This is a genomic window from Nitrobacter vulgaris (assembly GCF_031453995.1).
GTDB lineage: Bacteria > Pseudomonadota > Alphaproteobacteria > Rhizobiales > Xanthobacteraceae > Nitrobacter > Nitrobacter vulgaris.
This window is the reverse complement of record NZ_JAVDPZ010000003.1, coordinates 194,702-219,649: the sequence shown is the minus strand read 5'-3', so window position 1 is coordinate 219,649 and position 24,948 is coordinate 194,702. Positions and strand designations below refer to the sequence as shown.

The following is a 24,948-nucleotide window of genomic DNA, read 5'->3' as shown; positions in this document are numbered from 1 at the left end:
TTGCCGTAGCGCGCCGGCAGGTCGCACCAGTGCGCGCCCGACCGTAAGACCCACAAACACCCGTTCACAAACAGACGGTTATCCGCGGCGGTGCGTCCAGGGTCGCCCGCCTTACCCGGCAGCAACGGCGAAATCCTCGCCCATTGCGCATCGGTCAACTCATATCGCTTCGCCGCCATGATCTGCTCCGTGACGAATCACGGAGCTCTATGAATCAGCGATCAAACCGATTGGGAATCCTGAATGTCGATCGGTTCTAGAGCATGATCCCGAAAAGTGGATACCGGTTTTCGGATAAGGTCATTCTCGATCAAAGGATGGCTGGAGCTGGGCTTATTGCTTCGCCAGCGCGATCGAGAACTCGCCGTTGCGAACGCGGCCCGCAAGACCTTCGACGAACGTCGCCACGGCATCCTCGCCATAGGTGCCGACAAGTTCGGCGAAGGCAGCAAACAGGCTGGCCTGCGCCAGACAATCGCCATCGACACCGTCGTGCCGCGCCTCGGCCCACGCTTCATTGAGGTAGCTCAGCGCAGCCTGCTTCTGCTCATGATCGGGCAGATCGCGGGCCGGGCTGAATGCAAATGGATAGCGCATGAAAATTCCGGAGCGTCTGACGAGATGAAGCGCTTAACGGCCGTGGTTTAGCACGCGATTCGGGGCCGGACAGCCAGTTCTTTAGGAAAGGTTAACGCGCCTTGGCGCATTTGACGCGCAATCCCGGCGGCAGGATCAGTTCGCGTATCTGGCGGTCAGGTCGCGGGAAATTTTTGCGCCTTCCTCGACATACCGACGGATTGCGACATTCGCGGCTGGCGTGCATACCCGGTAAGTCTGCTGGAACCAGTTATAGCCGCGGTTGAAGGCCGCGATCATCCTGGAGCGGCGTTCGCCTGAGGGCGTTTCGGCGTCGATCAGGGCCTGCATTTCGCTGCGCCATTTCGCGCCGTCGTTGGCGGCGCAGATGTCGCGAAGATAGTGCAGCGTGCCGAGGATTTCGGCCAGACGTTGTAGATCGGCGTCAAAGGGCGCGGCCCCGTCCTGCGCGCGCGCGGGCATCGCGCCACAGATCGCAGCCACCAGAACAACCGCTAAAACCGATTTACGCATGAAGAGGCCCGGATCCGCCGTGATATGCCCCTTCAATGCGATGGAAGCAAGGCGGGACGATCTGCACAGGGCTTTCAACGCCGGTTCAAACCCCGACGAGCCGCCGTGCGGAATCGATGATGGTTTGCAGACCTTCGGTGAGCCGCAATTCGCCTGGCAACTCGGGGGCGGCCCAACTGAAGGCGTCGAGTTCGTCGTTCAGGATGGGGTCGCCTGCGATCCAACGGGCCGCGAACGACATCACGATGTAATGCCCGTCGCCGGGCCGAGTCGGCATCACCTCCCGCCAGCCCGCGAGACCGATAATCTCGATCGTGAGCCCGGTTTCCTCCGCCACCTCGCGATGTAGCGCGCCAGCGACGGTCTCGCCGAATTCGATTCGTCCGCCGGGTAGAGAGTACAAGCCCTTGCCGGGCGGCCGGGCGCGGCGCACCAGCAAAATCTTGCCGTCGCGGAAGATCGCGGCGCTGACGGCGAGTTGCGGAAACTGACGCGCGGGAGGCATCAGTGGCTCATAATGTAATCGACATCGGCTTCGCCACCCTGACCATTGATGATGCCGCCGGCCCGCATGACCATCGGCTTGATCCAGCCGACCGCCTGGGTCGCAAGCGCGGCGCGTGTCTCGTGCTGGCGAACCTCCTTCATCGCCGAAGCCACTGCGGTCAGGATTGAGGTCATGGTGGCAGTCAGCTTATCGAATTTGGCGCGAATGTCGGGATTGGCATTTTCATAAGCCTGGATCGCCTGCTCGCGTGCCTTGAAATTCGAGGCCATGAAATGCTCCCGGTAGGTCAAGGGTCGCCAATTTAGGAAATCCTCCACGCAATCGGGCATGTCTGGTATCATTTCCAGCAACATGATGGCTTCGTTGAAGTGATTGAGATAGTCAGTCGCAAGGCCGCTTTGCGGGTTGATATTGGCGGCCGCCAGCGCGGCCGCGCTGCCCGCCCCGTTCTGGTCGGTTTGCGTCGCGATCGCTGGAGAGAAGGGTGATTCGTTGGCCGTCGATGTCATTCGTCCCAGTGTTGGACTCCGATATTAAAACGGATTGAATGTCGCATCTGTTGGGACGATGAAATGTGCGGGCGCTATGTGATCTTGTCGCCGCCGGAGGCGATGCGTCAGGTTTTTGGGTACGCCGAACAGCCGAATTTCCCGCCGCGGTACAATATTGCGCCGACCCAGCCGGTTCCTGTCGTCATCCTTGAGAATGATGCCCGGCGCTTCCGTCTCATGCGGTGGGGCCTGATTCCGGCCTGGGTCAAGGACCCCCGGCAATTCGCGCTTCTCATTAATGCCCGCGCCGAGACGGTACTGGACAAGCCCTCTTTTAAGAACGCGATGAAACGACGTCGCTGCCTGCTTCCGGCCGACGGCTACTACGAATGGCATCAATCGGAAGAGCGAAAGCGGCCGTTCTTCGTCCGGCCGGGCAATGGCAGGCTGATTGCGTTCGCGGGCCTTGCAGAGACCTGGGTCGGGCCGAACGGCGAAGAGCTTGATACGGTCGCCATCGTCACCGTGGCGGCGCGCGGCAATCTCGCGACCTTGCATCCGCGCGCGCCGGTGACGATCGCGCCTGCGGATCACGCGCGCTGGCTCGACGGCGCCGCTATCGAATCCGAAGAGGCTGCGCTGTTGCTGCGCGCGCCGGAAAACGGCGAATTCGTCTGGCATGAGGTGTCGGCGCGCGTGAACCATGTCGTCCACGACGATGAGCAACTGATTATGCCAATCTCAGCAGAGCAACTGGAAAGCGAGGCGAAGCAGGCCGCAAAGAAGCCAGCGGCTCGCAAGGCTGCGTCCGCAACCTTAAGCGACGATGGTCAGGGCTCGCTGTTCTGACGTGGAAAGCAACATTTCGTGGCCATTGCGCCATTTCAAAAAAGCTGCCGTTTTCCAACCCCTACAGTACCTTGCCCGGATTCATGATGCCGAGAGGGTCGAATAGCGCCTTAATGCCGCGCATCACTTCGATTGCCGTCTTGTCCTTCACGCCGGGCAGATCATCGCGCTTCAGCACGCCGATACCGTGCTCAGCGGAAATCGAGCCGCCCATCCGCAGCGCGATCTTGAAGACGACGGCATTGACCTCCTGCCACCGGGCGAGAAATTCCTGTGTCGTCATCCCGCTCACGGGTTGGCTGACATTGTAGTGGATGTTGCCATCTCCAAGATGGCCGAACGGGACCGGGCGGGCGTCCGGAATGAGCTTTGCCACGGCGATATTGGCCTCGGCGATGAAGGCAGGTACGGCGGCGACGGGCACAGAGATATCGTGCTTGATCGAGCCGCCCTCCCGTTTCTGTGCCGGCGGGATCGTCTCGCGCAGCTTCCAGAACGCCGCTCGCTGCTGAAGGCTGGCCGCAAGAACCGCATCGCCGACGAAGCCGTTCCTTATGCCCCGATCGAGAACGGCCTCAACGGTCGCAGCCGCATCGTCACGCGACGATGAGATTTCCATCAGCACATACCAGGGATGGCGGTAAGCGAGCGGATCGCGGATGTCGGTGCCGTGCTTGAGGCAGATGTCGACGCAGATCTCTGCAAGAAGTTCGAAACTTGTCAGGCTCCCGGCCGCTTCGGCCTGAGAGATGGCCAGCAGTTTCAGAGCGTCGGCCGGCGATTTCAGGCCAACGAAAGCGGTTTGCACCGAGCGCGGTTTCGAGAACAGCTTCACGACCGCGGCGGTGATGATACCGAGGGTGCCTTCGGCGCCGATAAACAGGTTGCGCAGATCGTAGCCGGTATTGTCCTTTTTCAGCTTGGACAAACCGTTGAGGATGCGCCCGTCGGCCAGCACCACCTCGAGCCCGAGCGCCATGTCGCGAGCCACGCCATACGCCAGCGCGCCGGTGCCGCCGGCATTGGTCGAGAGATTGCCGCCGATGGTGCAGCTTCCTTCGGCGCCGAGCGACAAGGGGAAGAAACGATCGGCCTCGTCCGCGCGCCGCTGGATTGTCTGCAGGATAACGCCGGCCTCGACCGTCATTGTGTTGGAGGCGGTATCGACTTCGCGGATTCGGTCCATCCGCCGCATCGACACCACGACCTCGCCGCTGTGCGGGGTCTGTCCGCCGACGAGACCGGTGTTGCCGCCCTGCGGGACCAGCGCGATCCGATGTTCACTCGCGAGCTTGCAGATCGCCGATACCTCTGCCGTCGATGCGGGACGCAGCACCAGCGGAGAGCGGCCATGAAACAGGTTGCGGGCCTCCGTGAGGTATTGCGCCAGTTCCTCGGCGTCGGTCACGGCATATTTGTCGCCGACGATGGCCGTGAGGCGCGCAATCAGATCGGGCGACAACGGCGGCTGCAGGAATTCTGGCCTGACGATCGGCACGTCCATCAGCCTTTCGGGGCGGCGGCGCGGCGCAACCGGTCGTTGATGGCTTCCCCGAGCCCCTCGTCGGGAACCGGCATCACCGCGATGGTCCGCGCACCGCTGGTGTCTAAGGCGCGAAGACAGCCGAAAAGATTGGCGGCGGCCTCCTTTAGATCACCGCGTTCGGACAGATTTATCACAGCGGCCGCGGTGTCGACACCCGACAGATCGGCCCGACCGAAAGCCAGTAGCGCCTCGCCGCGCGTAAGGTTCGCTGCATTGAGCCGCATCCGGGCGCGTGGTGCGTAGTGCGAGTCCAGCATTCCTGACGCCAGCGGCCGTCCAGCGGCCGCGCCGGGATCTGGCGAGGCCAAAGTGTGGCCCAGCACGCGCTCGATGTCGGCGCGCGGAATTCCGCCGGGGCGCAGCAACGCCGGCCGATCGAAACAGCCGATGATGGTTGACTCAATGCCAACCTCCACCGGTCCGCCGTCGACGATGAGGTCGATCCGTCCCGCGAGATCGCTTTGCACATGCGCCGCCGTCGTTGGTGAGACGTGGCCCGACAGGTTGGCGGAGGGCGCGACAACCGCGCCGCCGAAATCGCGCAGGATAGCGCGCGCCACTGGATGAGCGGGAACCCGCAGGGCGACGGTGTCGAGGCCCGCGGTGGCAAGATCGGCCACCGGGCAGCGAGTGCCCTTCGGCAGCACCAGCGTCAGCGGACCCGGCCAGAACGCATCGGCGAGCGCGAGGGCGGTGGCATTGAACCGGGCGGTCCGTTTCGCGGCCGCAAGGTCTCCGACATGGACGATTAGCGGATTGAATGCGGGCCTGCCCTTGGCCTGGTAGAGCCGTGTGATCGCCTCCGCGTTGGCGGCGTCAGCGCCGAGCCCGTAGACTGTCTCAGTGGGGAACGCGACAAGCCCGCCGTCGCGCAGCGTCCGCGCGGCTGCGGCTGTCGCGGTCTCCCCGGCCGGTCGAATCTGCGTTGTCAGGTCCACGGTCATAGCGGTTTCGGTTCTCAATTCAGCTTCTTGCGGTGCGCGAAACCCAAGGCTATAAGCCGCGTCTTGTCGGAGTGTGGCTCAGCCCGGTAGAGCACTGCGTTCGGGACGCAGGGGTCGCAGGTTCAAATCCTGCCACTCCGACCATCATTTCAATGACTTATAATTTCGATGCGCCAGCCGCGCAACGCGGCGCGCGACGAATTGACCCCTCATGCGTGCGGTGGCCGTATGCTAGGCGCTAGTGCTTGTTTACGTCGGACCGCTTGTTACGCGGCCGCGAGATTGTCTGGCATGCATTTTCCCGTTTCAGTATCCTGTTATGCGTTGACCCGACGCATTTTGCGTCAAGATCGCGCGGTGGTTTCTCACCCGCGAACCTGCCGGGCCGATTCACCTGGCCGGCGCAGGCCCCGGATCAGTGCCGCCGTGGCCGAGCGGCGCCTGCGGCAGGAACTGCCTGCCGTTTTCGACCAGGAAATCGAGCATTTCCTGCGCCGGAGGAAGCAACACCTTGTCTTTTCTCCTGACGACGAACCATTGCCGAATAATAGGAAGACCGGTGATGTCGAGCGTGATCATCCGGCCTTCCTTAAGTTCCACGGCCACGGTGTGCGCCGAGATGAAAGCGATCCCGAGACCGGCGATGACCGCCTGCTTGATGGTCTCGTTGCTGCTCATCTCCATGCCGATCTGAGGCTCGAGATTGCTGTTCTCAAAAAACTGTTCCATGAGGAATCGTGTACCCGAGCCCGGTTTGCGGGAAACGAACCTTTCGTGCGCCAGATCGACCGCCGAAAGCCCGGACGCGTTTGCAAGCCGGTGTCCTGTCGGCGCGATGACGACATGCGGATGGTCGCCGATCAAATGCCTGTCCAGTTCGATATCGGGAGGCGGGTGGCCCATGATTGCAAAATCGAGCGCGTAGCTGCGCAGAGCCTGACGTATGTCCTGGCGATTGACGATCGTCAGACTGATGTCCATCCCCGGATGAAGCTTCGAAAACGCGGAAATCGCAAATGGGACAAAATATTTTGCCGTACTGACAGCGCCGATCGATATGCGCCCGCCGGTTCGACCGGTGATCATGTCGAGCGACGTTGCGCAACTTTCGATCGCAGCTTCGATGCGCTCGAAAAGCGTGTACAACTCCTGTCCAGCAGGCGTGAGAACCATGCCGTCGCTGGTTCGCTGGAGCAGAGGCAGTCCGCAGAGTTGCTGAAGATTCCGCAATTGCAGCGTGACCGCAGGTTGAGTCAAATGCAATTTGTTGGCGGCGGCAGTGACGCTACCTCCTACCGCAACCGATGCCAAAGCACGAAGCTGCCGAATTGTAACGTCGCGAAGCTTCGTGATCATATAAGAAAATTTTTGCCTCGATGAAGGATATTGAAATTGTACTTATTACATGCAACGAGTCAATTCTCGCGATGCTCTGGAAAGCGGCAAATCGGCTGTTTGGAGATTGCGGCCGAGGGGGAGTCTGAATGAGCCAAGAGCTGACACTGCAGCAAAGGATGGATGGCGAGGCGGGATCGGATCCGCTCCGCCAGGCAGTGAAGGAAGCAGTAGCTGCGCTTGCGCGGGCTGCGGTCGATATTTCCGATCTGACCTGCCGCGGAGCGTTGGCCGGGATCACCGGACAGGCACAAGGTCGCAACACCGACGGGGACATTCAAAAGGATCTTGATGTTCGCGCCGATCAAATTATTCGCGACGCTCTCGGCAAGCTGCCGATCGCAGCGCTTGCCTCCGAGGAAATGGCGGATCTGGATATTTTGAATCCGGCCGCGCCGATCTGCGTTGCATTCGATCCGTTGGACGGTTCGTCGAACATCAACACGAACATGTCGGTAGGTACGATTTTTTCAATCATGCCGACGCCTTCCGATGTCAATGCGGCCTTCAGGCAAGCAGGAAGTGCGCAGCTTGCGGCCGGTTTCGTTGTCTATGGTCCGCAGACCTCTCTCGTTCTCACGCTCGGGCGGGGTGTCGACATCTTCACGCTTGACCGAGCCGACAGGGTGTTCAAGCTCACCGGATCGTCAGTGCAAATTCCGACGGACGCAAACGAGTTCGCGATCAATGCATCGAACAGGCGGCACTGGGACCTGCCGGTTCGCGCCTATATCGATGAGTGCCTTGCGGGAGCCGATGGCCCCTGCGGCAAGAATTTCAACATGCGCTGGATCGGTTCGCTCGTCGCGGAGGCTTTCCGCATTCTTATTCGCGGCGGTATTTTCCTCTATCCCGGAGACGCTCGGGACGGCTATGAGGAAGGGCGCCTGCGCCTGGTTTACGAGGCGCACCCGATGGCTTTCATCGTCGAGCAGGCGGGCGGCGGCGCTTCGACCGGACGAAAGCGGGTTCTCGATATCGTACCCGACAGCCTTCATCAGCGAGTGCCGCTGATTATGGGTTCGATCAAGAATGTCCAGCGGCTCGAACATATGCATACGGTCCCCGACGTCGCTCTGGAAGCGAATGCGCCGTTGTTCGGGAACCGCGGTCTGTTTCGCGTTTGAGGGGCTGATATCGTGTCAAGGAAGCATCCCATCATATCAATTACGGGTTCGTCGGGCGCCGGTACGACGTCCGTCAAGCGAACCTTCGAGCAGATTTTCCGCCGCGAGAATGTCGTTGCGGCCTACATCGAAGGCGACGCCTTCCACCGTTACAATCGCGCTGAAATGCGCACCCGCATGGCCGAGGAATCGGACAAGGGCAACAAGCACTTCAGTCATTTCAGTCCTGAAACCAACTTGTTCGCCGAACTTGAGGGTGTGTTCCGTAGCTATGGCGAGACCGGAACGGGCAACACGCGATACTATGTTCACGACGATGCGGAATCGGCGCTGCACGGTGTTCCTCCTGGAACGTTTACGGACTGGCAGCCTCTGCCGGATGCCTCGGATTTGTTGTTCTACGAGGGTCTTCACGGGGCCGTTGTGACCGACGAGGTAAATGTCGCTCAGTACGCGGATCTCAAGATCGGTGTCGTTCCCGTCATCAATCTCGAATGGATCCAGAAGCTGCACCGCGACCGAAATGCGCGCGGCTATTCCACCGAGGCGGTCACCGACACCATCCTCCGGCGCATGCCGGATTACGTCAATTATATCTGTCCTCAATTCGCTGAGACGGACATCAATTTCCAACGCGTGCCGACGGTGGATACTTCGAACCCGTTCATCTCCCGGTGGATACCGACGCCCGATGAGTCGATGGTCGTCATCCGCCTCAAGAATCCGCGCGGGATCGATTTTCCGTATCTGCTGTCGATGATTCCGAGCAGCTTTATGTCGCGCGCCAACTCTATCGTCATCCACGGGTCCAAGCTGGACCTCGCGATGCAGTTGATCCTGACGCCGCTCATCCTTCAGCTCATCGAGCGAAAGAAACGCGCATGAGTGAAATCGCATGTCCGAAATCGCCAGCCCCGGCGGCGTCAAGACGGGGCGTGGCCAACAATACGATCGCGCTAAACGCGACATCTTTTCACGATAGCCAGATGGGGAGGGAACCGACATGGCGCGCATAACTTTGAGACAGTTGCTGGATCACGCTGCAGAGCACGGCTACGGCGTGCCGGCGTTCAACATCAACAATATGGAGCAGGGGCTTGCCATCATGGAGGCTGCGGCCGCCGTCGATGCGCCGGTCATCATGCAGGCTTCGCGGGGCGCACGCTCTTACGCCAACGACATCATGCTGGCGAACATGATCGACGCGCTGGACCAGATGTATCCGCACATTCCGCTGTGCATGCATCAGGATCACGGCAATGAAGAAGCGACCTGCGCCACCGCGATCAAGTACGGCTTCACCTCGGTCATGATGGACGGTTCGCTCAAGGCCGACGCCAAGACCGCAGCGGATTATGAGTATAACGTCGACATCACCCGCCGCGTCGTTGACTTGGCGCACTGGGTCGGCGCCTCGGTGGAAGGCGAACTGGGCGTGCTTGGCTCGCTCGAGCACGGCGGCGGCGAGCAGGAAGACGGGCACGGCATCGAAGGCCCGGTCAGCCACGATCAATTGCTGACCGATCCGGATCAGGCCGTCGATTTCGTCCGCGCGACCAAGGTCGACGCTCTGGCGATCGCGATGGGCACCTCGCACGGCGCCTACAAATTCTCGCGCAAGCCGGACGGCGACATTCTCGCCATGAAGGTGGTCGAGGAAATCCACCGCCGCCTTCCCAATACCCATCTGGTGATGCATGGCTCGTCTTCGGTGCCGCAGCATCTGCAGGATGAGTTCAACAAGTTCGGCGGCGAGATGCCGCAGACCTGGGGCGTGCCGGTCGAGGAAATCGTTCGCGGCATCAAGCATGGCGTTCGCAAGGTCAATATCGACACCGACTGCCGTCTGGCCATGACTGCGGTATTCCGGAAAGTCGCGGCCAGCAACAAGAGCGAATTCGATCCACGCAAGTTCCTGAAACCCGCGATGGATGCAATGCGCGACCTCTGCCGCGAGCGTTTCGAGCAGTTCGGCACTGCCGGGAATGCCTCGAAGATCAAGGTGATCCCATTGGCTGAAATGGCCAAGCTTTACCGCACCGGTAAACTTGATCCGCGTATCGGTGAAACAGCCGTCGCGGCCGAGTGATACGATCCTGGCTGGCGCAGCCCGGCCTCCGGCTTGACCGCCGGAAGGCCGATTGCCGCAGCATCGCTACACCACCGTCTCCCATGCGGTGACCGCACGTCCCGAGGGCCAGTCTAGCACCTCGTGACATGCCTCCATCCGGTTCCAACTAGGACGATTCATCCTCCCGATCGTCCAGCCCCGGATGTACTGCTCCGTCGTCTTGCATGGCGACGGAGCCTTTCTCTCGGAAGTGCCCTGAATATCCAGGAGAAAATACGAGGGTAAGCCGATCGGGACGCCCGTGCCGCCGCATTCTGGCGCGTGATGTCACAGCACCGCCGAAATATTCGATGGACTTACAATCCCCGCAATCGGGTTCGAACAGTCGCTTCAGTCTCATTCAATCGCATTGTATCAGGCTGAAGCGTTCCTTTCATTTGACCATGATCTCATCGATCTTATCGAAAGTGGTTCTCACCTTTCGGGATCATGCTCCAAGCTCTGGCAGTCGGGGGACGATCATGGGAGGACGAATGACATCCACGCGCCACGCGGCCATTGTCCTGGCCGCTCTGTCACTGGGCGGATGCGCTAATCTTGAGCGCCACAATTCGAACGCGCTGTCCCAGAGCGATGACGATGGCTATTGCCAGGCGCAGGGCGGACCGCAGGGATCCGCAGCCTATACTGCCTGCCGCAAAAATCGTGACGTCGCCGCCACGCGATCGGATCGGATAGAACGCACCCACCGCGATCTTGCCGAGCGGATGCTGAACGGGCAGTAATGGCCATTCAGCGACGCGCCTGTCCGTTGGCCGTCTCAGCCATGGAAGCGATATCCGGTAGGTTGCAGTGTTCGGATTGGATCGCTGACATTTCCCGCGCACGGAACTCGCGTGCGCCGAGAAACGGCAAAATCTTGAGCTGCTTTATTCTTTTTCCTCCTCCTCCTCGGCCTTCTTGCCGCCGATTGTCTTCAGCTTGGCGAATACGGCATCGACGTTGAGATCGTCCTGCTGCTTTTCGGTAGGTTCGAATTCGCCGTCCTGACGGGTGGTCTCGGACGCCGGCAGCAAGGTAGCGCCGCCATACTGCTGATCGGTCGGCTTCTCCTTGGCCGCGCGTTGCACCTCGAAATCGAGTTCGATCTGCGAGCAAAGCCCCAGCGTCACCGGATCCATCGGAGTCAGAGTCGAAGCGTTCCAGTGGGTGCGGTCGCGCACCGCGGCAATCGTGGTTTTGGTCGTGCCTACCAGACGCATGATTTGAGCGTCCTTCAATTCCGGATGATTGCGCACGAGCCAGAGGATCGCGCTTGGCCGCTCGTGGCGGCGTGACACCGGGGTGTAGCGGGGGCCCTTTTTCTTGGCCGCCGGTGGCAGCACCACTTTGCTCTCACTGAGCCTGAGGCGGTAGTCCGGGTCCTTTTCGCCCTTTTCGATCTCGTCGCGGGTGAGTTGGCCGGTGGAGATCGGGTCCATGCCCTTGATGCCCTGGGCGGCATCGCCATCAGCAATGGCGCGGACCTCCAGGGGATGCATCTTGGTGAAGTCGGCGACCTGATCGAACGACAGCGCGGTATTGTCGACGAGCCACACGGCAGTCGCTTTCGGCATCAGCGGTGCATTGCTCATGGCAAATCTCCTTTGCGCTTTGCCCACCCCTCAGAGCAAAGCCTTTTGGTCATCGACGATGACGGGAATTGGGGTCTATATATGCTGCCGGAGGTCGGCCGCGCAATGGTTTGCTCTGTCGATCCCTGGTTTACGGAACCTGCCTTGACAGCGCCCGAAAGCCGTCCAAAGTCATCTCTTAAGTATTGGCCGTTCCCGCCCCGCCGGTGTGGGATGATTCGGCCCGGATCGTCTCATGAATGCTAAACCAAAACTTAAAATCGTGCTTTGCTCGCCCCGCGGCTTCTGCGCCGGGGTGGTCAGGGCGATCGATACCGTGGAACGTGCGCTGACTCTGTATGGCGCGCCGGTCTATGTGCGTCACGAAATCGTCCACAATCGCTATGTTGTCGATAGCCTTCGCGCCAAGGGAGCGATCTTCGTCGAGGAACTCGCGGAGATCCCCGACGACACCAAGGCGCCGGTGGTTTTTTCCGCCCATGGCGTGCCGAAGTCGGTTCCTGCAGACGCTCAGAGGCGCAATTTCTTTTCGCTCGATGCTACCTGTCCTCTCGTGACCAAGGTTCACCGCGAGGCGGCGATCCATTTCAAGCGCGGTCACGAGATTCTGCTGATCGGGCATTCCCATCACCCGGAAGTTGTCGGCACCGTCGGGCAATTGCCGGCGGGTGCGGTGACTCTGATCGAAACCGCCGAGGACGCCGAGAAATTCACGCCGAAAGATGCCGGTAATCTTGCTTTCGTGACTCAAACCACGCTGTCCATCGACGACACCGCCGAGATCGTGGCGGTACTGAAGCAACGCTTTCCGGACATCCATGGTCCGCACAAGGAAGACATCTGCTACGCCACCACCAACCGCCAGTTGGCCGTCAAGAAGGTCGCGCCGGTGGTCGACGCGCTGATCGTGGTCGGAGCGCCGAACTCCTCCAATTCGCAGCGGCTGCGCGAAGTTGCCGAGCGCGAGGGTTGCAAAGTATCCGTGCTTGCGCAGCGCGCCAGCGATCTCGACTGGAGCATGTTCGAGGGCATCAGAAGCCTTGGGATCACCGCGGGCGCGTCGGCGCCCGAAGTCATCGTCGAGGAAATCATGGACGCATTCGCTGCGTGCTATGAACTCGAGGTGGAAACGGTTTCGGCTGCGGAAGAAAACGAGTTTTTCCCGCTGCCCCGCTCGCTGCGGCCTGACGCCGCCTAAGGTCTTTCCGCTTCTGATGGAATCAGAAGCGAGGCTCTATGATTCTGATTTGACGCGTTTTCTTCACGCCAACCGGTACCCACTTCGCTCGAAAACGCTGTAGCACGACCGGGACCGGAACGAGGATACGAGATGGCGGTCTACACCGACGTCGCCGCCGAGGAGCTTGCGGATTTTCTGAAAGCCTACGATATCGGCGAGATACTGTCCTACAAGGGCATCGCCGAAGGCGTCGAGAACTCTAACTATCTGCTGCACACCACCTCCGGATCGTTTTTCCTGACGCTCTATGAAAAGCGCGTCGCCATCGACGACCTGCCGTTCTTTCTCGGTTTGATGGGTCATCTTGCGACCCACGGCATTGTGTGTCCGCAGCCGGTCAAGGCGCGCGGCGGCGAAACGCTTGGCCGACTCGCGGGGCGTCCTGCCGCCATCATCGATTTTCTCGAGGGCGTGTGGCCACGGAAGCCGAACGTCGCTCATTGCGCCGCGACTGGCGCTGCGCTGGCGAAGCTGCATCTCGCCGGCGGTGATTTCCCCATGAGCCGCGCTAATGCGCTGTCGGTGTCCAGTTGGCGGCCGCTGTTCGAACAGGCCGGAGCTTGCATCGATACCGTGCAACAGGGTTTGCACGATTTTCTCAAGGCTGAACTCGACCACCTTGAAGCACACTGGCCGGAGAAGCTGCCGGCTGGCGTGATCCATGCCGACCTGTTTCCTGATAACGTGCTGTTTCTCGGCGAGAGGTTGTCGGGGCTGATCGATTTCTATTTCGCTTGCAATGATTTCTTGGCCTATGACGTCGCGATCTGCCTCAACGCCTGGTGTTTCGAGCCGGATCATTCCTTCAACGTCACCAAGGCCCGGGCGCTGCTTGCCGCCTACAATTGCGAGCGCGCGCTGTCGGAGGCCGAACAGGCGGCGTTGCCTTTGCTCGCGCGGGGCGCCGCGTTGCGGTTTCTGCTGACGCGGCTGGTCGATTTTCTCAACGTGCCCGCCGGCGCGCTGGTGAAACCGAAAGACCCGCTCGAATACGTCCGCAAGCTGCGTTTCCAGCAGCGTGTGGGCAGCGTTCGCGACTACGGCGTCGCGCTCTCGGGGCTGGTGGCGTGAATTCGCCCGCGCTTCCGCATGTCACAATTTTCACGGACGGCGCCTGCTCAGGCAACCCGGGTCCCGGCGGCTGGGGCGCCATCCTGCGGTTCGGTGAGATCGAGAAAGAACTGAAAGGTGGCGAACCGCATACCACCAACAACCGGATGGAGTTGCTGGCGGCGATCTCGGCGCTGGAGGCGCTGAAGCGTCCGGCGCTTGTCGATCTCACCACCGACAGCCAGTACGTACGGCAAGGCATCACCGGCTGGATTCACAACTGGAAGCGGAACGGCTGGCGTACCGCCGATAAGAAGCCAGTGAAGAACGCTGACCTCTGGCAGCGGCTCGACGATGCGCTGAAGCCTCATGACGTGCGCTGGCACTGGATCAAGGGCCACGCCGGCCATGACGAGAACGAGCGCGCCGATCAGCTTGCGCGCGAAGGCGTGGCGATGGCGCGGCTGAAGTAAGTCACCCCTCATTGCCGGGCTGATCCGGCAATCTATTTCAAAAATCCTACGAAGAAGATGGATGCGCGGGTCATAGCGAGCGGGAGCGATGCCGTTCTTCGAACGGCTATGCCCGCGCATGACATCAATTTTTACAACTGCTCGACCAACGTATCTCCGCCGGAGACTTCGACCTTGCCAGGCGAGTCCTCGACGTTCAGTTTCTTCACCACCCCGTCCTCGACCAGCATGGAATAGCGCTTCGAGCGGATGCCGAGACCCTTCTCGGAGCCGTCGAACTCCAGGCCGATCGCCTTCGCGAACTCGGCATTGCCGTCCGCAAGGAACACCGCCTCGTTACGCTGGTCGGTATCGCGCTTCCAGGCGCTCAGGACGAACACGTCGTTGACCGAGACAATGGCGATCTCGTTCACGCCCTTGTCCTTGATGGCGCGAGCGCTAGCGAAAATACTCGGCAGATGCTGTTTATGACAGGTGCCTGTGTAGGCACCGGGCACCGCGAACAACGCTACTTTCTTTCCTTTGAAGATGTCGCCGGTGCTTTTGGTCTGGACCCCGTCCTCGGTCATGATACGAAACGTCGCATCGGGCAGGCGGTCGCCAACTTTGATGGTCATCGTCAAATCTCCATGGAATGGCAGCGTGGGGAGGGAGGGAGGTACAATATTCCAACAGCGAAACAGCAACGGCTACCCGTTCACCGTACCTCCATAACGCGCTTTCGGGTCTACATCGCGAAAACGTCTCAAATATAACGCTAACGCCCAGGCCTTGATCCATCAAAGTCAAAACCGCGCTAGCCTGCAAACCCGCCCGCGTCGAGAAACGTCTGCTCTTCCGCGCTCGTCGTGCGCCCGAGCACAAGATTGCGATGCGGAAAACGGCCGAACCGGCAAATGATGTCGGCATGGATTTCCGCGAATTTGAGGTTGTCCGGTCGGCCGCGGGCGCGAAATAGCTCAATGCAGCGGTCTTGATCCGCGAGCCGCTCGGAATGCATGAGGGGCATATAAAGGAACTCGACAAGGTCGAGCTCTATGCGCGTGTCGGCGCCGCCTGCAATGGCACGAACGGCGACGGCTAGCGCCTGATCGTCGGTCGAGAAGGTCCGGGCGTCGCCCCGGAACATGTTGCGCGGAAACTGGTCGAGCACGATGACGAGCGCCAGCGCGCCGTCGTCGGTCATCTCCCATCCCGTGAGTTCGCCATCCCGAGCGGCTTCCCAAAGCCTTTGAAAGCGACGGCGCACCTCGGCGTCGAACGCGTCGTTCTTGATATACCATTTGGACATGCCGGCCTCTCGCCAGAAGGCGAGGATATCGGCGGGAGAGGGGAGATTTGCATCAGTCATGATCGAATAGGCGCTTTCCTGAACCCTGTGCTCCGGGAGAGATGATTGCTAAGCCGGGCCTTTGGCTTCGTCGCGCAATGCGCGGCGGAGGATCTTGCCGACATTGGTTTTCGGCAGGGTGTCGCGGAATTCGATTCGCCTCGGCACCTTGTAGCTCGTCAGCTGTGTCCGCGCGAACTTGATGAGATCCTCGGATGTGAGATTCCGATCCTTCCTCACCACGAAAGCCTTCACCGCCTCACCCGATTTCTCGTCCTTGACGCCGACCACAGCGCATTCCAGCACGCCCGGATGACTCGCGATCACATCCTCAATCTCGTTCGGATAGACATTGAACCCGGAGACCAGGATCATGTCCTTCTTGCGGTCGACGATCCGGGTGTAACCGTCCGCGGACATGATGCCGATGTCGCCGGTACGGAAGAAGCCGTCCGCCGTCATTACCTTTGCGGTCTCGTCCGGCCTGTTCCAGTAGCCGGGCATCAGTTGTGGACCGTGGACGCAGATTTCGCCCGGCTCGCCGAGCGGCGCTTCCTGGCCGTTATCGTCCCGGATGGAGACGTATGTCGAGGGCATGGGAAGCCCGATCGAGCCGGAGAATTTGGTGCTGTCGGCGGGATTGCAGGTCAGCGTCGGCGAGGTTTCCGAAAGGCCGTAGCCTTCCAGCAACGGGCATGCCGTCGTTTTCAGCCACCTTTCCGCCACGACCTTCTGGACGGCCATGCCGCCGCCGATCGACACCTTGAGTTTCGAGAAATCGACACGGTCGAAGCCGGGTGCGTTGAGAAGGGCGTTGTAGAGCGTATTCACCGCCGGGAAGACGTTGATCTGATACTTCATCAATTCCTTGACGAGGCCCGGCATGTCACGCGGATTCGGGATTAGCAGATTGACGCCGCCCGCGCGCATCCCCAGCATGAAGCACGCGGTCAGCGCGAAGATATGATAGAGCGGCAGAGCGCAGACGATGAAGATCTGATCGATCATCGGCGGTTTCGTCAGCGCCGGCTGCAGCCAGGCATCGTTCTGCAGCACGTTGGCAAGAATGTTACGATGGAGCAGCGTCGCGCCCTTCGAGACGCCGGTTGTGCCACCGGTATATTGCAGGAAGGCCACATCGTCAGCCGCGAGTTCGGGCCGGGCAAGCGTCATGTCGCGCCCCGCGGCAAGGGCGTCGTTGAACTTGACCGCGCCCGGGATTGATGACGGCGGCGCCATCTTTCTGACGTAGCGGACAACGAAGTTGACGATCACGCCCTTGAAGCCGAGCAGGTCGCCCATGCTGCCGACAATGACGTGCCTGACGTCGGTTTTACCGATCACCTGCTGCACCGTCGATGCGAAGTTCTCCAGCACGATGATCGCTTCCGCGCCGGAATCCTTGAGCTGATGTTCAAGCTCGTGCGGGGTGTAGAGCGGATTGACATTGACCACGGCATAGCCGGCGCGCAGTACGGCCACTGTCGAAATCGGATATTGCAGGACGTTCGGCATCATCAGCGCGACGCGCGCGCCCTTTTTCAGTCCCCGGCCTTGCAGGTAAGCGCCGAGGGCAAGCGACGTCTCGTCGAGCTCGCGATAGGTTATCGCCTTGTCCATGCAGATGAAGGCCTTGCGGTCGCTGAACTTGGCGAAGCTCTCCTCCAGCAACGTGATCAACGAAGCGTACTGCGACGCGTCGATGTCAGCGGGCACGCCTGCGGGATATTGCCCAAGCCAGATGCGATCCATGTGACGCCCCGGTGATCCTTGTTCAAAGGGAGAGAAAGATGTCGTGGTCAGGGAATATCGGGCAAGGCGGCTGTCCAAGGCAAGCAGTTGCGCGGTAACGACGCATGGGTGCCGCCGTAGCAGGCTCGAGGGCTTGTCTTGGCGTGGTTGGCCCGCGATGGTTTGGTGGCCAGCGCCTGGCGGCGGTTTACGGCTTGGACTTGCCTTCGGCTGTTTTCGGCTTGGCGGAAGCTGGCCGGGCACCGGTACGCTTCGCATCAGGCTTTTTGCTGGCGGCCGGCTTCGTATGGGCTGGAGGTTTTGTGGAATTGGGGTTGATCGTTACCGAGACCTGGTTCTTCGATTTTTCATTAGCTTTGGCTTCCGGCGCGGCATTGTCGTCGCGTTTGCTGTGGGCAGTCTTGCTGCGTTTACCGGCTTTTGGCGGAGCATCGCGTGCGGCATCGGCTTCTGCTGCTGCGGCGATGGCAGCACCGGTTCGCGTCGGCCCGGTATAGACAACGATTGGATCCGAGGGCGCCGGAGCTGCCGCCATCATGTCCACCGGTCGCAGCGCTGGCGGTTGCGTGCCAGTCGCGAAGAACGACATCACGGCGGCGCTTGTCGTCGACGTGTTGGCGACAACATCGTTATCTTCATCGCTAGCAGGATGCGCGCGTTTCGATCCGCACATTTCATCGCGCAGATTGGGAGGCGCGGCCGCGATCGGCGCCAGCCCGTCAACAGTGCCGAGCGCCGGACGCAGCCACGACATCGTATTGTTGGCGAAGCCGCGCTCCAGCATTTGCGCGGCGCGCACAGCGCGCATCGTGCCCGACGATGCGCCGAGCACCACCGCGATCAGGCGTTTGCCGTTCTGTGTAGCGGATGCAACGAGATTATATCCGGAGGCGCATATGAACCCGGTTTTAAAGCCATCGGCGCCCGGAAAGCGCCCGATCAGCTTGTTGAAATTGTGCGTCACCCTGCGGCCGTAGCGTATCGAGGGGATGTGCACGAAATATTCGTATTCAGGCAAATCGTGAATGATGGCGCGCGCGAGAATAGCCATGTCGCGCGCCGAGGAAATCTGGCCGTCGGCAGGCAAGCCGTTCGGGTTGACATAGCTCGTCTGCGTCATGCCAAGCCGCTGCGCGGCCGCGTTCATTTCGGCCGAGAAACCGTCGATCGAGCCGCCGACGCCTTCCGCAAGCACCACGGCCATGTCGTTGGCCGACTTCACCAGCATCATCTTCAACGCGTTGTCGACGGTCACCTGCGTACCCGGCCGAAAGCCCATCTTCGAAGGCGATTGTGCGGTGGCGGTCGGCGATACCGTAAACAGCGTGTCGAGCGTGATGCGTCCGTGCTTGACCGCCATCAACGTGACGTAAGCGGTCATGAGCTTGGTGACTGAGGCCGGATACCAGGGAAAGGTGGCATTCTCGGCTTCCAGCACCTTTCCGGTGTCCGCCTCGATCAGCAGATGCGCTTCGGTGGCATGAGCTGCGCGCAGTGGCGCGACCGCAACCAGCAATCCGGCAGCAAGGACCATCCAGATCGGCAGCCATTTGCGAAACAGGACGAAGCAAGAATGCACGGTTGTTCCGGTCCTTTGAGACCTCACTTTGGCAAGGAGGCCTGCTTCTCGAGTATTTTCCGGCTAAGGGGAGTCCGACTTAACCGTAAGAAATGCTCTCAATGAGTAACTGCGCGTATTCTGATCGCAAAACCGGTATCCACTTTTGCGGAATACGCGCTAGGTTTCAAGCGTGTCCAGGCGCCGTCGACGCGGCGGCTCCAATCTATACCGGCCTGGCAAGCCAGAACAGATGGCTCACAGCCTAATTCCCCAACGAAAGGGGCCGAATTTCGACGGTTGGGCTGGTTCGCGACGATGGCTAGCCTGCTGGGGTACTCTCTTGCGTCATGAATTGCGCTTTCGCAAGTTGAGCGAAGTGGCCGCCGTTCGCCACCAGTTCGTCAAAGGTTCCGTTTTCGATCACACGCCCGTTCTCGAAAACCAGAATACGCGTGGCGTTGCGGATGGTGGACAGCCGGTGCGCGATGACGAATGTCGTGCGTCCCTTCATCACCTCGTCGAGCGCGGCATTGACCTTGGCCTCGGTCACTGCGTCGAGCGCACTGGTTGCCTCGTCGAGGATCAAGATCGGCGGGTCCTTCAGCAACGCGCGGGCAATCGATAGCCGCTGCCGCTCGCCGCCGGACAGCATTCGCCCGCGCTCGCCGGCATGGGTGTCGAATTTTTTCTCGCCGCGTTCGATGAAGTCGAGCGCCTGGGCCCGCTCGGCGGCGAACCGCATCTCCTTCTCGGTGGCGTCAGGCTTGCCGACGCGCAGGTTCTCCGCGATCGAGCGGTCGAACAGCAGTGCCTCCTGAAACACCACGCCGATGTTTCGCCGCAACGAGGTCAGCGTCAGGTCACGGATGTCCATGCCATCGATCTTGATGCTGCCGGACTGCGGATCGAACGCGCGATGCAGCAGCGCGGCGGCGGTGGACTTGCCGGCGCCGGTCGGGCCGACCAATGCGATGGTCTCGCCCGGCAACGCGACGAACGACAGATCCTCCACCGCGGGCCGCTTGCCGTCATAGGAGAACGACACGTCATGGAATTCGATGAGTCCCTGCAATCGCCCGGCGTCGACGGCGTCGCGACGGTCGCGCACCGCCGGAACGGCGTCGAGCACGTTGAAGAACTCCTTGAGCCGCGGCGCCTCCATGAACACGCTGTTGATGAAGGCTACCACTTGCTCGAGCCTCTGGATCAGCATGGTGGCGAAGCTCACGAACATCACGATCTCGCCGACCGATGTCATCCCCCGCTGATTCAGCACGATGCCGACGGCGAAGATCGCCAGGATGGTGATAGTGGTCGAGGCGCGCGTCATCACGGTGACGACGGCCCACCACGACAGCACCGGCATCTGCGCCGCCAGCAGCTTGTCGACGACGAACCGCAGGCCCTGAACCTCGGCATCGACGCGCACAAAGCTCTGCACCAGTGCGACGTTACCGAGGGCGTCGGAGGCGCGCGCAGAGAGGTCGCTGAAATGCGCCTCCACCTCGTTCTGCATATCGAAGGTTCTGCGAACCACCAGCGTCGTCAGCATCGTGAATATGATGCAAAGCGCGAACAACAGGATCGCCAGCCGCCAGTTGATATAGAGCGATAGCGGCAGCAGCACCACGAGCGACATCATCGCCGCGAAATGCTCGCGGAAGAATCCGAGCCACAGCCGCCACAGGGCGTCCGTGCCTTGCAGCATTACCTTCATCAGCCGTCCCGAATGGGTGCCGGCATGGTAGGTGAGCGGCAACTGCATAATGTGCTCGAAATAGCCCGTCAGCACGGCCTGGCGCTGGCGATGGGAAAGACGGTCGGCCTGCAAGGCCACGATCACGCCGCACAGGATCGTGAAGAGGCCGAAGGCCACCCAAACCGCCAGCAGCGGCCACGGCGAGGTCGAAGTTGTCCCGAAAGGACCCGCGGCGGGATTGCCGGAGAGTACGTCGACGATGCGGCCGAACAGCACCGGCTCGGCGAACTGCGCGCCGGCCAGCAGCAGATTGGCGCCGGCTAAAATCCAGCCAAGCCGCGCTTCTCTGCCAAGCAATTCAAGAACGCGCGTATAAAGGCGGACCATTGACATTGGAAGAGGCTCTTGCGGATCGCAACACTATAGCGGTTTCGAGCGACGTGAATACCGGTTCGCTCGAAAACGCTATAGCCGGGCCGGCAGCGGAATACAGTTTCCTCGTGCCGTCTACTCGGCCTGCGTGATCTTGCGGTCGCTGGCGGGTGGTAAAAAACTGCTGTCAAAAATATCCGTGGCCGCCGGACGATTTCGGAACTTGAAATTTTCGGCGATCTGGTCGAGCAACGTCTCGAACCGGACCGGGTCGATACCGCCGATGCCTCTGTGTCTGACCTCGCTAGTCAGAATGTTGTCGCTCAGGACCGCATGCAGGCGTTGCAGTTCGACGGCCCGTGATCCGCTAGCCATCTGACCTAGCACGTCATCGACAGCCTGCGCGGGCTCCCTGATGGTAAGTCGCAGACCGGCGATCACCGCGCGCACAAATGCCTTCACCGCTTCCGGCTTGTCGGCTGCGAATTCCGGGTTGACGATCAGGGCCTTGCCATAGGAGGCGCAGCCGTAGTCGGAAAATCGCAGCACGGTGATATCGTCGGCCGGAATACCGCGATTGCGCAGGTCGATCGCCGACAGGTACGACAGGCCGGATATGGCGTCGAGCTGGCCCGCCGACAGCATCGGTTCACGAACGGCGGGGCCGATCTGCTGCAGCTTCACGGCCTTGAGTTTCAATCCGTTGCGCCGTGCGAGTGCAGGCCACAGTCTGATGGAAAGATCGCCATCGGTGACGCCGACCGTTTTGCCCTCGATGTCGGCAAGCGTGGTGATGCCCCGGCTCTTGCGCGCAATGAAGGCGTAAGCCGTTTTGTCGAACAGCACGAACACCGCCTTGATTGGCCGTACGCCTGGCTGATCGCGAAAGCGGATCAGGGCGTTGAGGTCGGCGAGCGCCAGTTCGCTCGTGCCGACCGCGACGCGCGCAATGGCGTCCGCCGTGTCGGTGGCGGCCATCGTCGTGACATTCAGGCCTTCCGCGCTGAATAGCCCCCTGGTCGATGCCAGAACGACCGGAGCGACGGCGGCATCGATCGGGCGGTCGAGCGAGAATTTGATCTCGGTTGGCGCGCCGGCGTCGGCCCGGCCGCCCGCAACGCCGAGGTATGCAACGCCGACCGCGCTCACGAGCACAAGGAGGACATACCAGAGACGTATAGAGCGCATTTGCATGGAAGATGCTGCGGCGGACTGATTGTGGGGCCGCAACGCGCGACCGTAACTCGGTTGCAGTCTATCAGAGGCAATTTAAATGCGCGATGACCGCTGCAATATGTCGCGCATTCGGGTTGTCTTTTACACTCCGTCGGGAACCGATGGGTGAGTCGACCGTCGGCCCCAGTTCGCTGTGCAAGCACCGCTGAATCTTCGCATCAGCCATGGACAAATCGGCTCTGCGATGGTTGATCGCGCCATGCTGAGACGGACCTACAACTGGTGCATCGCCGCCGCTGACAAGCCCTATGCGCTCTGGATTTTGGCCGCAGTGGCTTTCGCTGAAAGCTCATTCTTTCCGGTGCCGCCTGATGTCATGTTGCTGCCGATGGCGCTGGCGCGGCCACAACGGGCCTGGCTGTTCGCGACCGTATGCACGATCGCCTCGGTTGCCGGCGGCGTGCTAGGCTATGCGATCGGCGCATTACTCTACGACTCGGTCGGCCAATGGCTCATTCATCTGTATGGACTTGGCGACAAGGTCGAAGCGTTTCGCGCGTCGTATGCGCATTGGGGCGCGTGGATCATCATCGGCAAGGGCCTGACGCCGATTCCCTACAAGCTCGTCACCATCACATCGGGTTTCGCCGGATACGATGTCTGGCTCTTCATCCTGTGCTCGATCATCGCCCGGGGGGGCCGCTTCTTCATCGTCGCGATCCTGCTCGATCGCTTCGGCGACGCCATTCGCCACGAAATCGAAAAGCGGCTCGGTCTTTGGGTGTCCATCGGTGCTGCCGTTATCGTCCTGGGATTCGTGATCGCATTCCGCTTGATCTGAAGCATCATCCCGACCCAAAGGGCAGCGCATGCGCCCGAAGCGTTTGCATTGATGAACAGGGCAGAGTTGGAATAGATGGAGGCCGCAGTTCGGGCGAGATCGCTTTTTAACGGCGGAGGAGGGAGGGCCACAAGATGACGGTCAATGATGACCTGGAAAAATTCAGGCAGGCGAGGGCGATGGCCTTCAAACGTGGCTTTGTTGTTCGAAGGGCGGACGACCCGGATGATCCCAAGCCCTACACGCTGGTTCGCCAGGCCGTGGAAACGCATCTTGCGACCATCGATGAGGTGCTGGAGGAACTCAAACGGACCAAGTAATTGTGCCGGACGGGATCGCCAGCTTCGTGAACTCGTCGTGGGGAGTGTTCCAGGGGCGGTTCGTTCCAAGTCCGCTCTGAGCGGAACCAGAGGACTCCTTGGGGGGCGGTTCCGTTGTTAAGACCTCATTAACCACTATCAGACACCTTGTCCGAGACCGGTATGTATCTGCCGAAAGAGGCCAGATACCGTTCGGGCGGGCATAAGGCCGATGGAACACGACATTGCGTCGGTAAGAACACCGGCGACCATCCAGGAATTACAGGCGCGAGTGACCGCGGCGTTCGGCAGGCATCCATTGTGCCGCGAGGTGCAGTTCGACATCGTCAGCACGCCGAAGACCCGTAGAGGCGCCAACTGGACGGTCAGCATGAACGCCATCCCGCCAAATGCAATCTGGGAAGTATCCGAACTCGTCGCCGACATCCAGGACGCCTATATTCTGGCAGCCTGACTGCGGGCCACCGCGTCCCGAGATTCGGATTGCATGTGAATATCGGCCGCCCAGCCCGGTCTTGTCCAGGCAAGCCTTGATTCATATCGAGTTGTGAGGATCAATCGGCTCCGCTCGTGAACTGGACTGGAGGCCTTTTTGACGCGGACGATGACGATTCTGGCGCTTGCGTGCTGCGTTGTCACGGGGGTGGCGCTGGCGGCGATATTCGGCCGCGGCAACGTTCTGATGGTCCGGTTTGTTGCAACGCCGTCTCCAGTGTCCGTGGAATCAGAACCGACGGAGCTGGCAGCCAATCGCGAGAGCAAGGCAGACAGGCTTCCGGTTCAGACTGCTGTGCCTGACGCTGGCGCCGATCTGACGTTGTCAGGATCGCTGCGGCCGGCGGTTGCGACCGAGCTTCCCCTCGACACCGAGATTGCGCCGTCGACGCCACCGATCGAGGACCCGCCGCTGCCACGTCCCCGACCTAAACTCGCAAACCAGTCCATTCAGAAGGATTATTCGCTGCTTAGCGATATGCAGATCGCTGCGTTGAAAGGAAGGCTGCGACTGACGCCCGGGCAAGAGCCCTACTGGCCAGCCGTGGAAAGCGCATTGCGCGATGCCGCCTATAAAATCCATGAGCGGCGTTCGGCGCCGGGCAAGAACGCCTCGCTCGGAGCCGGTGAGATCGAGCAGATCAAGGTCGCGGCCCAGCCGTTGTTGACCAGGCTGCGAGAGGACCAGAAGCAGGAGGTGCGTGCGCTGGCGCGCATCATCGGGCTGGAGGCGGTGGCTTCGCTGATCTGAGGCTGTTCGCCATTTGACGTCCCGGCCGGCGTCGAATTGGCTTGCCGAGTACCACTCGTACGTCCGACGGCCGTTATGTCGTTCTTACCCACGTCTCGCACATTAAAGGCCGAAGTCACTGAGGTCCGGACCCTTCGGGACGATCCTTGGACTGGACCGGTTGCCAGTCCGATGTCCATTTTCCATTCACCAGCATATTGGAGCCTCCAAAAA

General features: G+C 60.8%; 27 protein-coding genes and 1 tRNA gene. 13 read left to right on the top strand and 15 right to left on the bottom strand.

All coding sequences use genetic code 11. From position 1 onward, the window contains the following. The 5 genes from GGQ85_RS03180 to GGQ85_RS03160 all read right to left on the bottom strand — a co-directional run. Window positions 1–179, bottom strand: a 179-nt coding sequence (locus GGQ85_RS03180) for a transposase (RefSeq protein WP_309773335.1), incomplete at its 3' end; no start/stop codon positions are given. A 154-nt stretch (window positions 180–333) separates the two neighbouring features. Continuing rightward, window positions 334–597 carry a hypothetical protein gene (locus GGQ85_RS03175; protein WP_309773322.1) on the bottom strand — a complete coding sequence of 88 codons (264 nt, stop codon included), beginning with the start codon at window positions 595–597 and terminating at the stop codon, window positions 334–336. Between the two features lie 135 nt (window positions 598–732). Further along, complete coding sequence (locus GGQ85_RS03170; RefSeq protein WP_079448286.1) at window positions 733–1,110, bottom strand: TIGR02301 family protein; 378 nt, start codon at window positions 1,108–1,110, stop codon at window positions 733–735. An 85-nt stretch (window positions 1,111–1,195) separates the two neighbouring features. Continuing rightward, window positions 1,196–1,615, bottom strand: coding sequence for an NUDIX hydrolase (locus GGQ85_RS03165; RefSeq protein ID WP_309773321.1), 420 nt, complete (start codon window positions 1,613–1,615; stop codon window positions 1,196–1,198). After that, window positions 1,615–2,127, bottom strand: a complete 513-nt coding sequence (locus tag GGQ85_RS03160) for a hypothetical protein (RefSeq protein ID WP_309773320.1) — start codon at window positions 2,125–2,127, stop codon at window positions 1,615–1,617. The genes GGQ85_RS03165 and GGQ85_RS03160 overlap by 1 nt, the downstream gene beginning before the upstream one ends. A gap of 63 nt (window positions 2,128–2,190) precedes the next feature. Between GGQ85_RS03160 and GGQ85_RS03155 the strand changes: the two genes are divergently transcribed. Continuing rightward, on the top strand, window positions 2,191–2,958 hold the full coding sequence (locus GGQ85_RS03155; RefSeq protein WP_309773319.1) for an SOS response-associated peptidase: 768 nt from the start codon (window positions 2,191–2,193) through the stop codon (window positions 2,956–2,958). 61 nt (window positions 2,959–3,019) lie between these two features. Here the strand turns inward: GGQ85_RS03155 and GGQ85_RS03150 are convergent, their stop codons facing one another. Together GGQ85_RS03150 and GGQ85_RS03145 are read right to left on the bottom strand one after the other, a co-directional pair. Then, on the bottom strand, window positions 3,020–4,462 hold the full coding sequence (locus GGQ85_RS03150) for an FAD-binding oxidoreductase (protein ID WP_087881218.1): 1,443 nt from the start codon (window positions 4,460–4,462) through the stop codon (window positions 3,020–3,022). Next, entirely contained in the window at window positions 4,462–5,448 is a 987-nt protein-coding gene (locus GGQ85_RS03145) for an L-threonylcarbamoyladenylate synthase (protein ID WP_309773318.1), read from the bottom strand. The genes GGQ85_RS03150 and GGQ85_RS03145 overlap by 1 nt, the downstream gene beginning before the upstream one ends. Window positions 5,449–5,515: 67 nt before the next feature. Here GGQ85_RS03145 and GGQ85_RS03140 point away from each other — a divergent pair. Next, a tRNA-Pro gene (locus GGQ85_RS03140) sits at window positions 5,516–5,592 on the top strand. 246 nt (window positions 5,593–5,838) lie between these two features. Here GGQ85_RS03140 and GGQ85_RS03135 read toward each other — a convergent pair. Continuing rightward, window positions 5,839–6,804, bottom strand: coding sequence for a LysR family transcriptional regulator (locus tag GGQ85_RS03135; protein WP_309773317.1), 966 nt, complete (start codon window positions 6,802–6,804; stop codon window positions 5,839–5,841). Between the two features lie 128 nt (window positions 6,805–6,932). Here GGQ85_RS03135 and GGQ85_RS03130 point away from each other — a divergent pair, with 128 nt between their 5' ends. The 4 genes from GGQ85_RS03130 (at window position 6,933) to GGQ85_RS03115 (ending at window position 10,826) form a co-directional block, all read left to right on the top strand. Beyond that, entirely contained in the window at window positions 6,933–7,970 is a 1,038-nt protein-coding gene (locus tag GGQ85_RS03130) for a class 1 fructose-bisphosphatase (RefSeq protein ID WP_309773316.1), read from the top strand. A gap of 12 nt (window positions 7,971–7,982) precedes the next feature. Then, window positions 7,983–8,855: a phosphoribulokinase gene (locus GGQ85_RS03125; RefSeq protein ID WP_309773315.1), complete on the top strand. Its 873-nt coding sequence runs from the start codon at window positions 7,983–7,985 to the stop codon at window positions 8,853–8,855. Window positions 8,856–8,973: 118 nt separating this feature from the next. Then, entirely contained in the window at window positions 8,974–10,059 is a 1,086-nt protein-coding gene (gene fba, locus GGQ85_RS03120) for a class II fructose-bisphosphate aldolase (RefSeq protein WP_309773314.1), read from the top strand. Window positions 10,060–10,574: 515 nt separating this feature from the next. Beyond that, window positions 10,575–10,826: a hypothetical protein gene (locus GGQ85_RS03115; RefSeq protein ID WP_309773313.1), complete on the top strand. Its 252-nt coding sequence runs from the start codon at window positions 10,575–10,577 to the stop codon at window positions 10,824–10,826. Between the two features lie 144 nt (window positions 10,827–10,970). Here the strand turns inward: GGQ85_RS03115 and GGQ85_RS03110 are convergent, their stop codons facing one another. Continuing rightward, window positions 10,971–11,675: a DUF1013 domain-containing protein gene (locus GGQ85_RS03110; RefSeq protein ID WP_309773312.1), complete on the bottom strand. Its 705-nt coding sequence runs from the start codon at window positions 11,673–11,675 to the stop codon at window positions 10,971–10,973. A gap of 235 nt (window positions 11,676–11,910) precedes the next feature. On the opposite strand from GGQ85_RS03110, the gene ispH reads away from it, so the two are divergent. From ispH to rnhA, 3 genes are all read left to right on the top strand, one after another. Then, window positions 11,911–12,873, top strand: coding sequence for a 4-hydroxy-3-methylbut-2-enyl diphosphate reductase (gene ispH, locus GGQ85_RS03105; protein ID WP_079448251.1), 963 nt, complete (start codon window positions 11,911–11,913; stop codon window positions 12,871–12,873). A 132-nt stretch (window positions 12,874–13,005) separates the two neighbouring features. Beyond that, the gene (locus GGQ85_RS03100; RefSeq protein ID WP_079448250.1) at window positions 13,006–13,986 is read left to right on the top strand and encodes a homoserine kinase; all 981 of its coding nucleotides are present in this window, start codon (window positions 13,006–13,008) and stop codon (window positions 13,984–13,986) included. Beyond that, complete coding sequence (gene rnhA / locus GGQ85_RS03095; RefSeq protein ID WP_079448249.1) at window positions 13,983–14,438, top strand: ribonuclease HI; 456 nt, start codon at window positions 13,983–13,985, stop codon at window positions 14,436–14,438. The genes GGQ85_RS03100 and rnhA overlap by 4 nt, the downstream gene beginning before the upstream one ends. Window positions 14,439–14,569: 131 nt before the next feature. Here rnhA and GGQ85_RS03090 read toward each other — a convergent pair whose 3' ends face one another. The 6 genes from GGQ85_RS03090 to GGQ85_RS03065 all read right to left on the bottom strand — a co-directional run bounded on the left by GGQ85_RS03090 (window position 14,570) and on the right by GGQ85_RS03065 (window position 22,346). Further along, window positions 14,570–15,055 carry a peroxiredoxin gene (locus tag GGQ85_RS03090; protein ID WP_309773311.1) on the bottom strand — a complete coding sequence of 162 codons (486 nt, stop codon included), beginning with the start codon at window positions 15,053–15,055 and terminating at the stop codon, window positions 14,570–14,572. 179 nt (window positions 15,056–15,234) lie between these two features. Continuing rightward, window positions 15,235–15,789 (bottom strand): DUF924 family protein, encoded by a 555-nt coding sequence (locus GGQ85_RS03085; protein WP_309773310.1) that lies wholly within the window; start codon window positions 15,787–15,789, stop codon window positions 15,235–15,237. 48 nt (window positions 15,790–15,837) lie between these two features. Further along, entirely contained in the window at window positions 15,838–17,520 is a 1,683-nt protein-coding gene (locus tag GGQ85_RS03080) for a long-chain fatty acid--CoA ligase (RefSeq protein WP_309773309.1), read from the bottom strand. A 187-nt stretch (window positions 17,521–17,707) separates the two neighbouring features. Then, window positions 17,708–19,099, bottom strand: coding sequence for a D-alanyl-D-alanine carboxypeptidase family protein (locus GGQ85_RS03075; protein ID WP_374708839.1), 1,392 nt, complete (start codon window positions 19,097–19,099; stop codon window positions 17,708–17,710). Between the two features lie 301 nt (window positions 19,100–19,400). Continuing rightward, entirely contained in the window at window positions 19,401–21,173 is a 1,773-nt protein-coding gene (locus GGQ85_RS03070; RefSeq protein WP_309773308.1) for a glucan ABC transporter ATP-binding protein/ permease, read from the bottom strand. Window positions 21,174–21,287: 114 nt separating this feature from the next. Continuing rightward, complete coding sequence (locus tag GGQ85_RS03065) at window positions 21,288–22,346, bottom strand: ABC transporter substrate-binding protein (protein ID WP_309773307.1); 1,059 nt, start codon at window positions 22,344–22,346, stop codon at window positions 21,288–21,290. Window positions 22,347–22,587: 241 nt separating this feature from the next. On the opposite strand from GGQ85_RS03065, the gene GGQ85_RS03060 reads away from it, so the two are divergent. The 4 genes from GGQ85_RS03060 (at window position 22,588) to GGQ85_RS03045 (ending at window position 24,735) form a co-directional block, all read left to right on the top strand. Beyond that, entirely contained in the window at window positions 22,588–23,169 is a 582-nt protein-coding gene (locus GGQ85_RS03060) for a YqaA family protein (protein WP_079448284.1), read from the top strand. 134 nt (window positions 23,170–23,303) lie between these two features. Further along, on the top strand, window positions 23,304–23,489 hold the full coding sequence (locus tag GGQ85_RS03055; protein WP_079448241.1) for a hypothetical protein: 186 nt from the start codon (window positions 23,304–23,306) through the stop codon (window positions 23,487–23,489). 211 nt (window positions 23,490–23,700) lie between these two features. Then, window positions 23,701–23,943, top strand: coding sequence for a hypothetical protein (locus GGQ85_RS03050; protein WP_079448240.1), 243 nt, complete (start codon window positions 23,701–23,703; stop codon window positions 23,941–23,943). Between the two features lie 138 nt (window positions 23,944–24,081). Further along, on the top strand, window positions 24,082–24,735 hold the full coding sequence (locus GGQ85_RS03045; RefSeq protein WP_309773306.1) for a hypothetical protein: 654 nt from the start codon (window positions 24,082–24,084) through the stop codon (window positions 24,733–24,735). Window positions 24,736–24,948 lie beyond the last annotated feature (213 nt).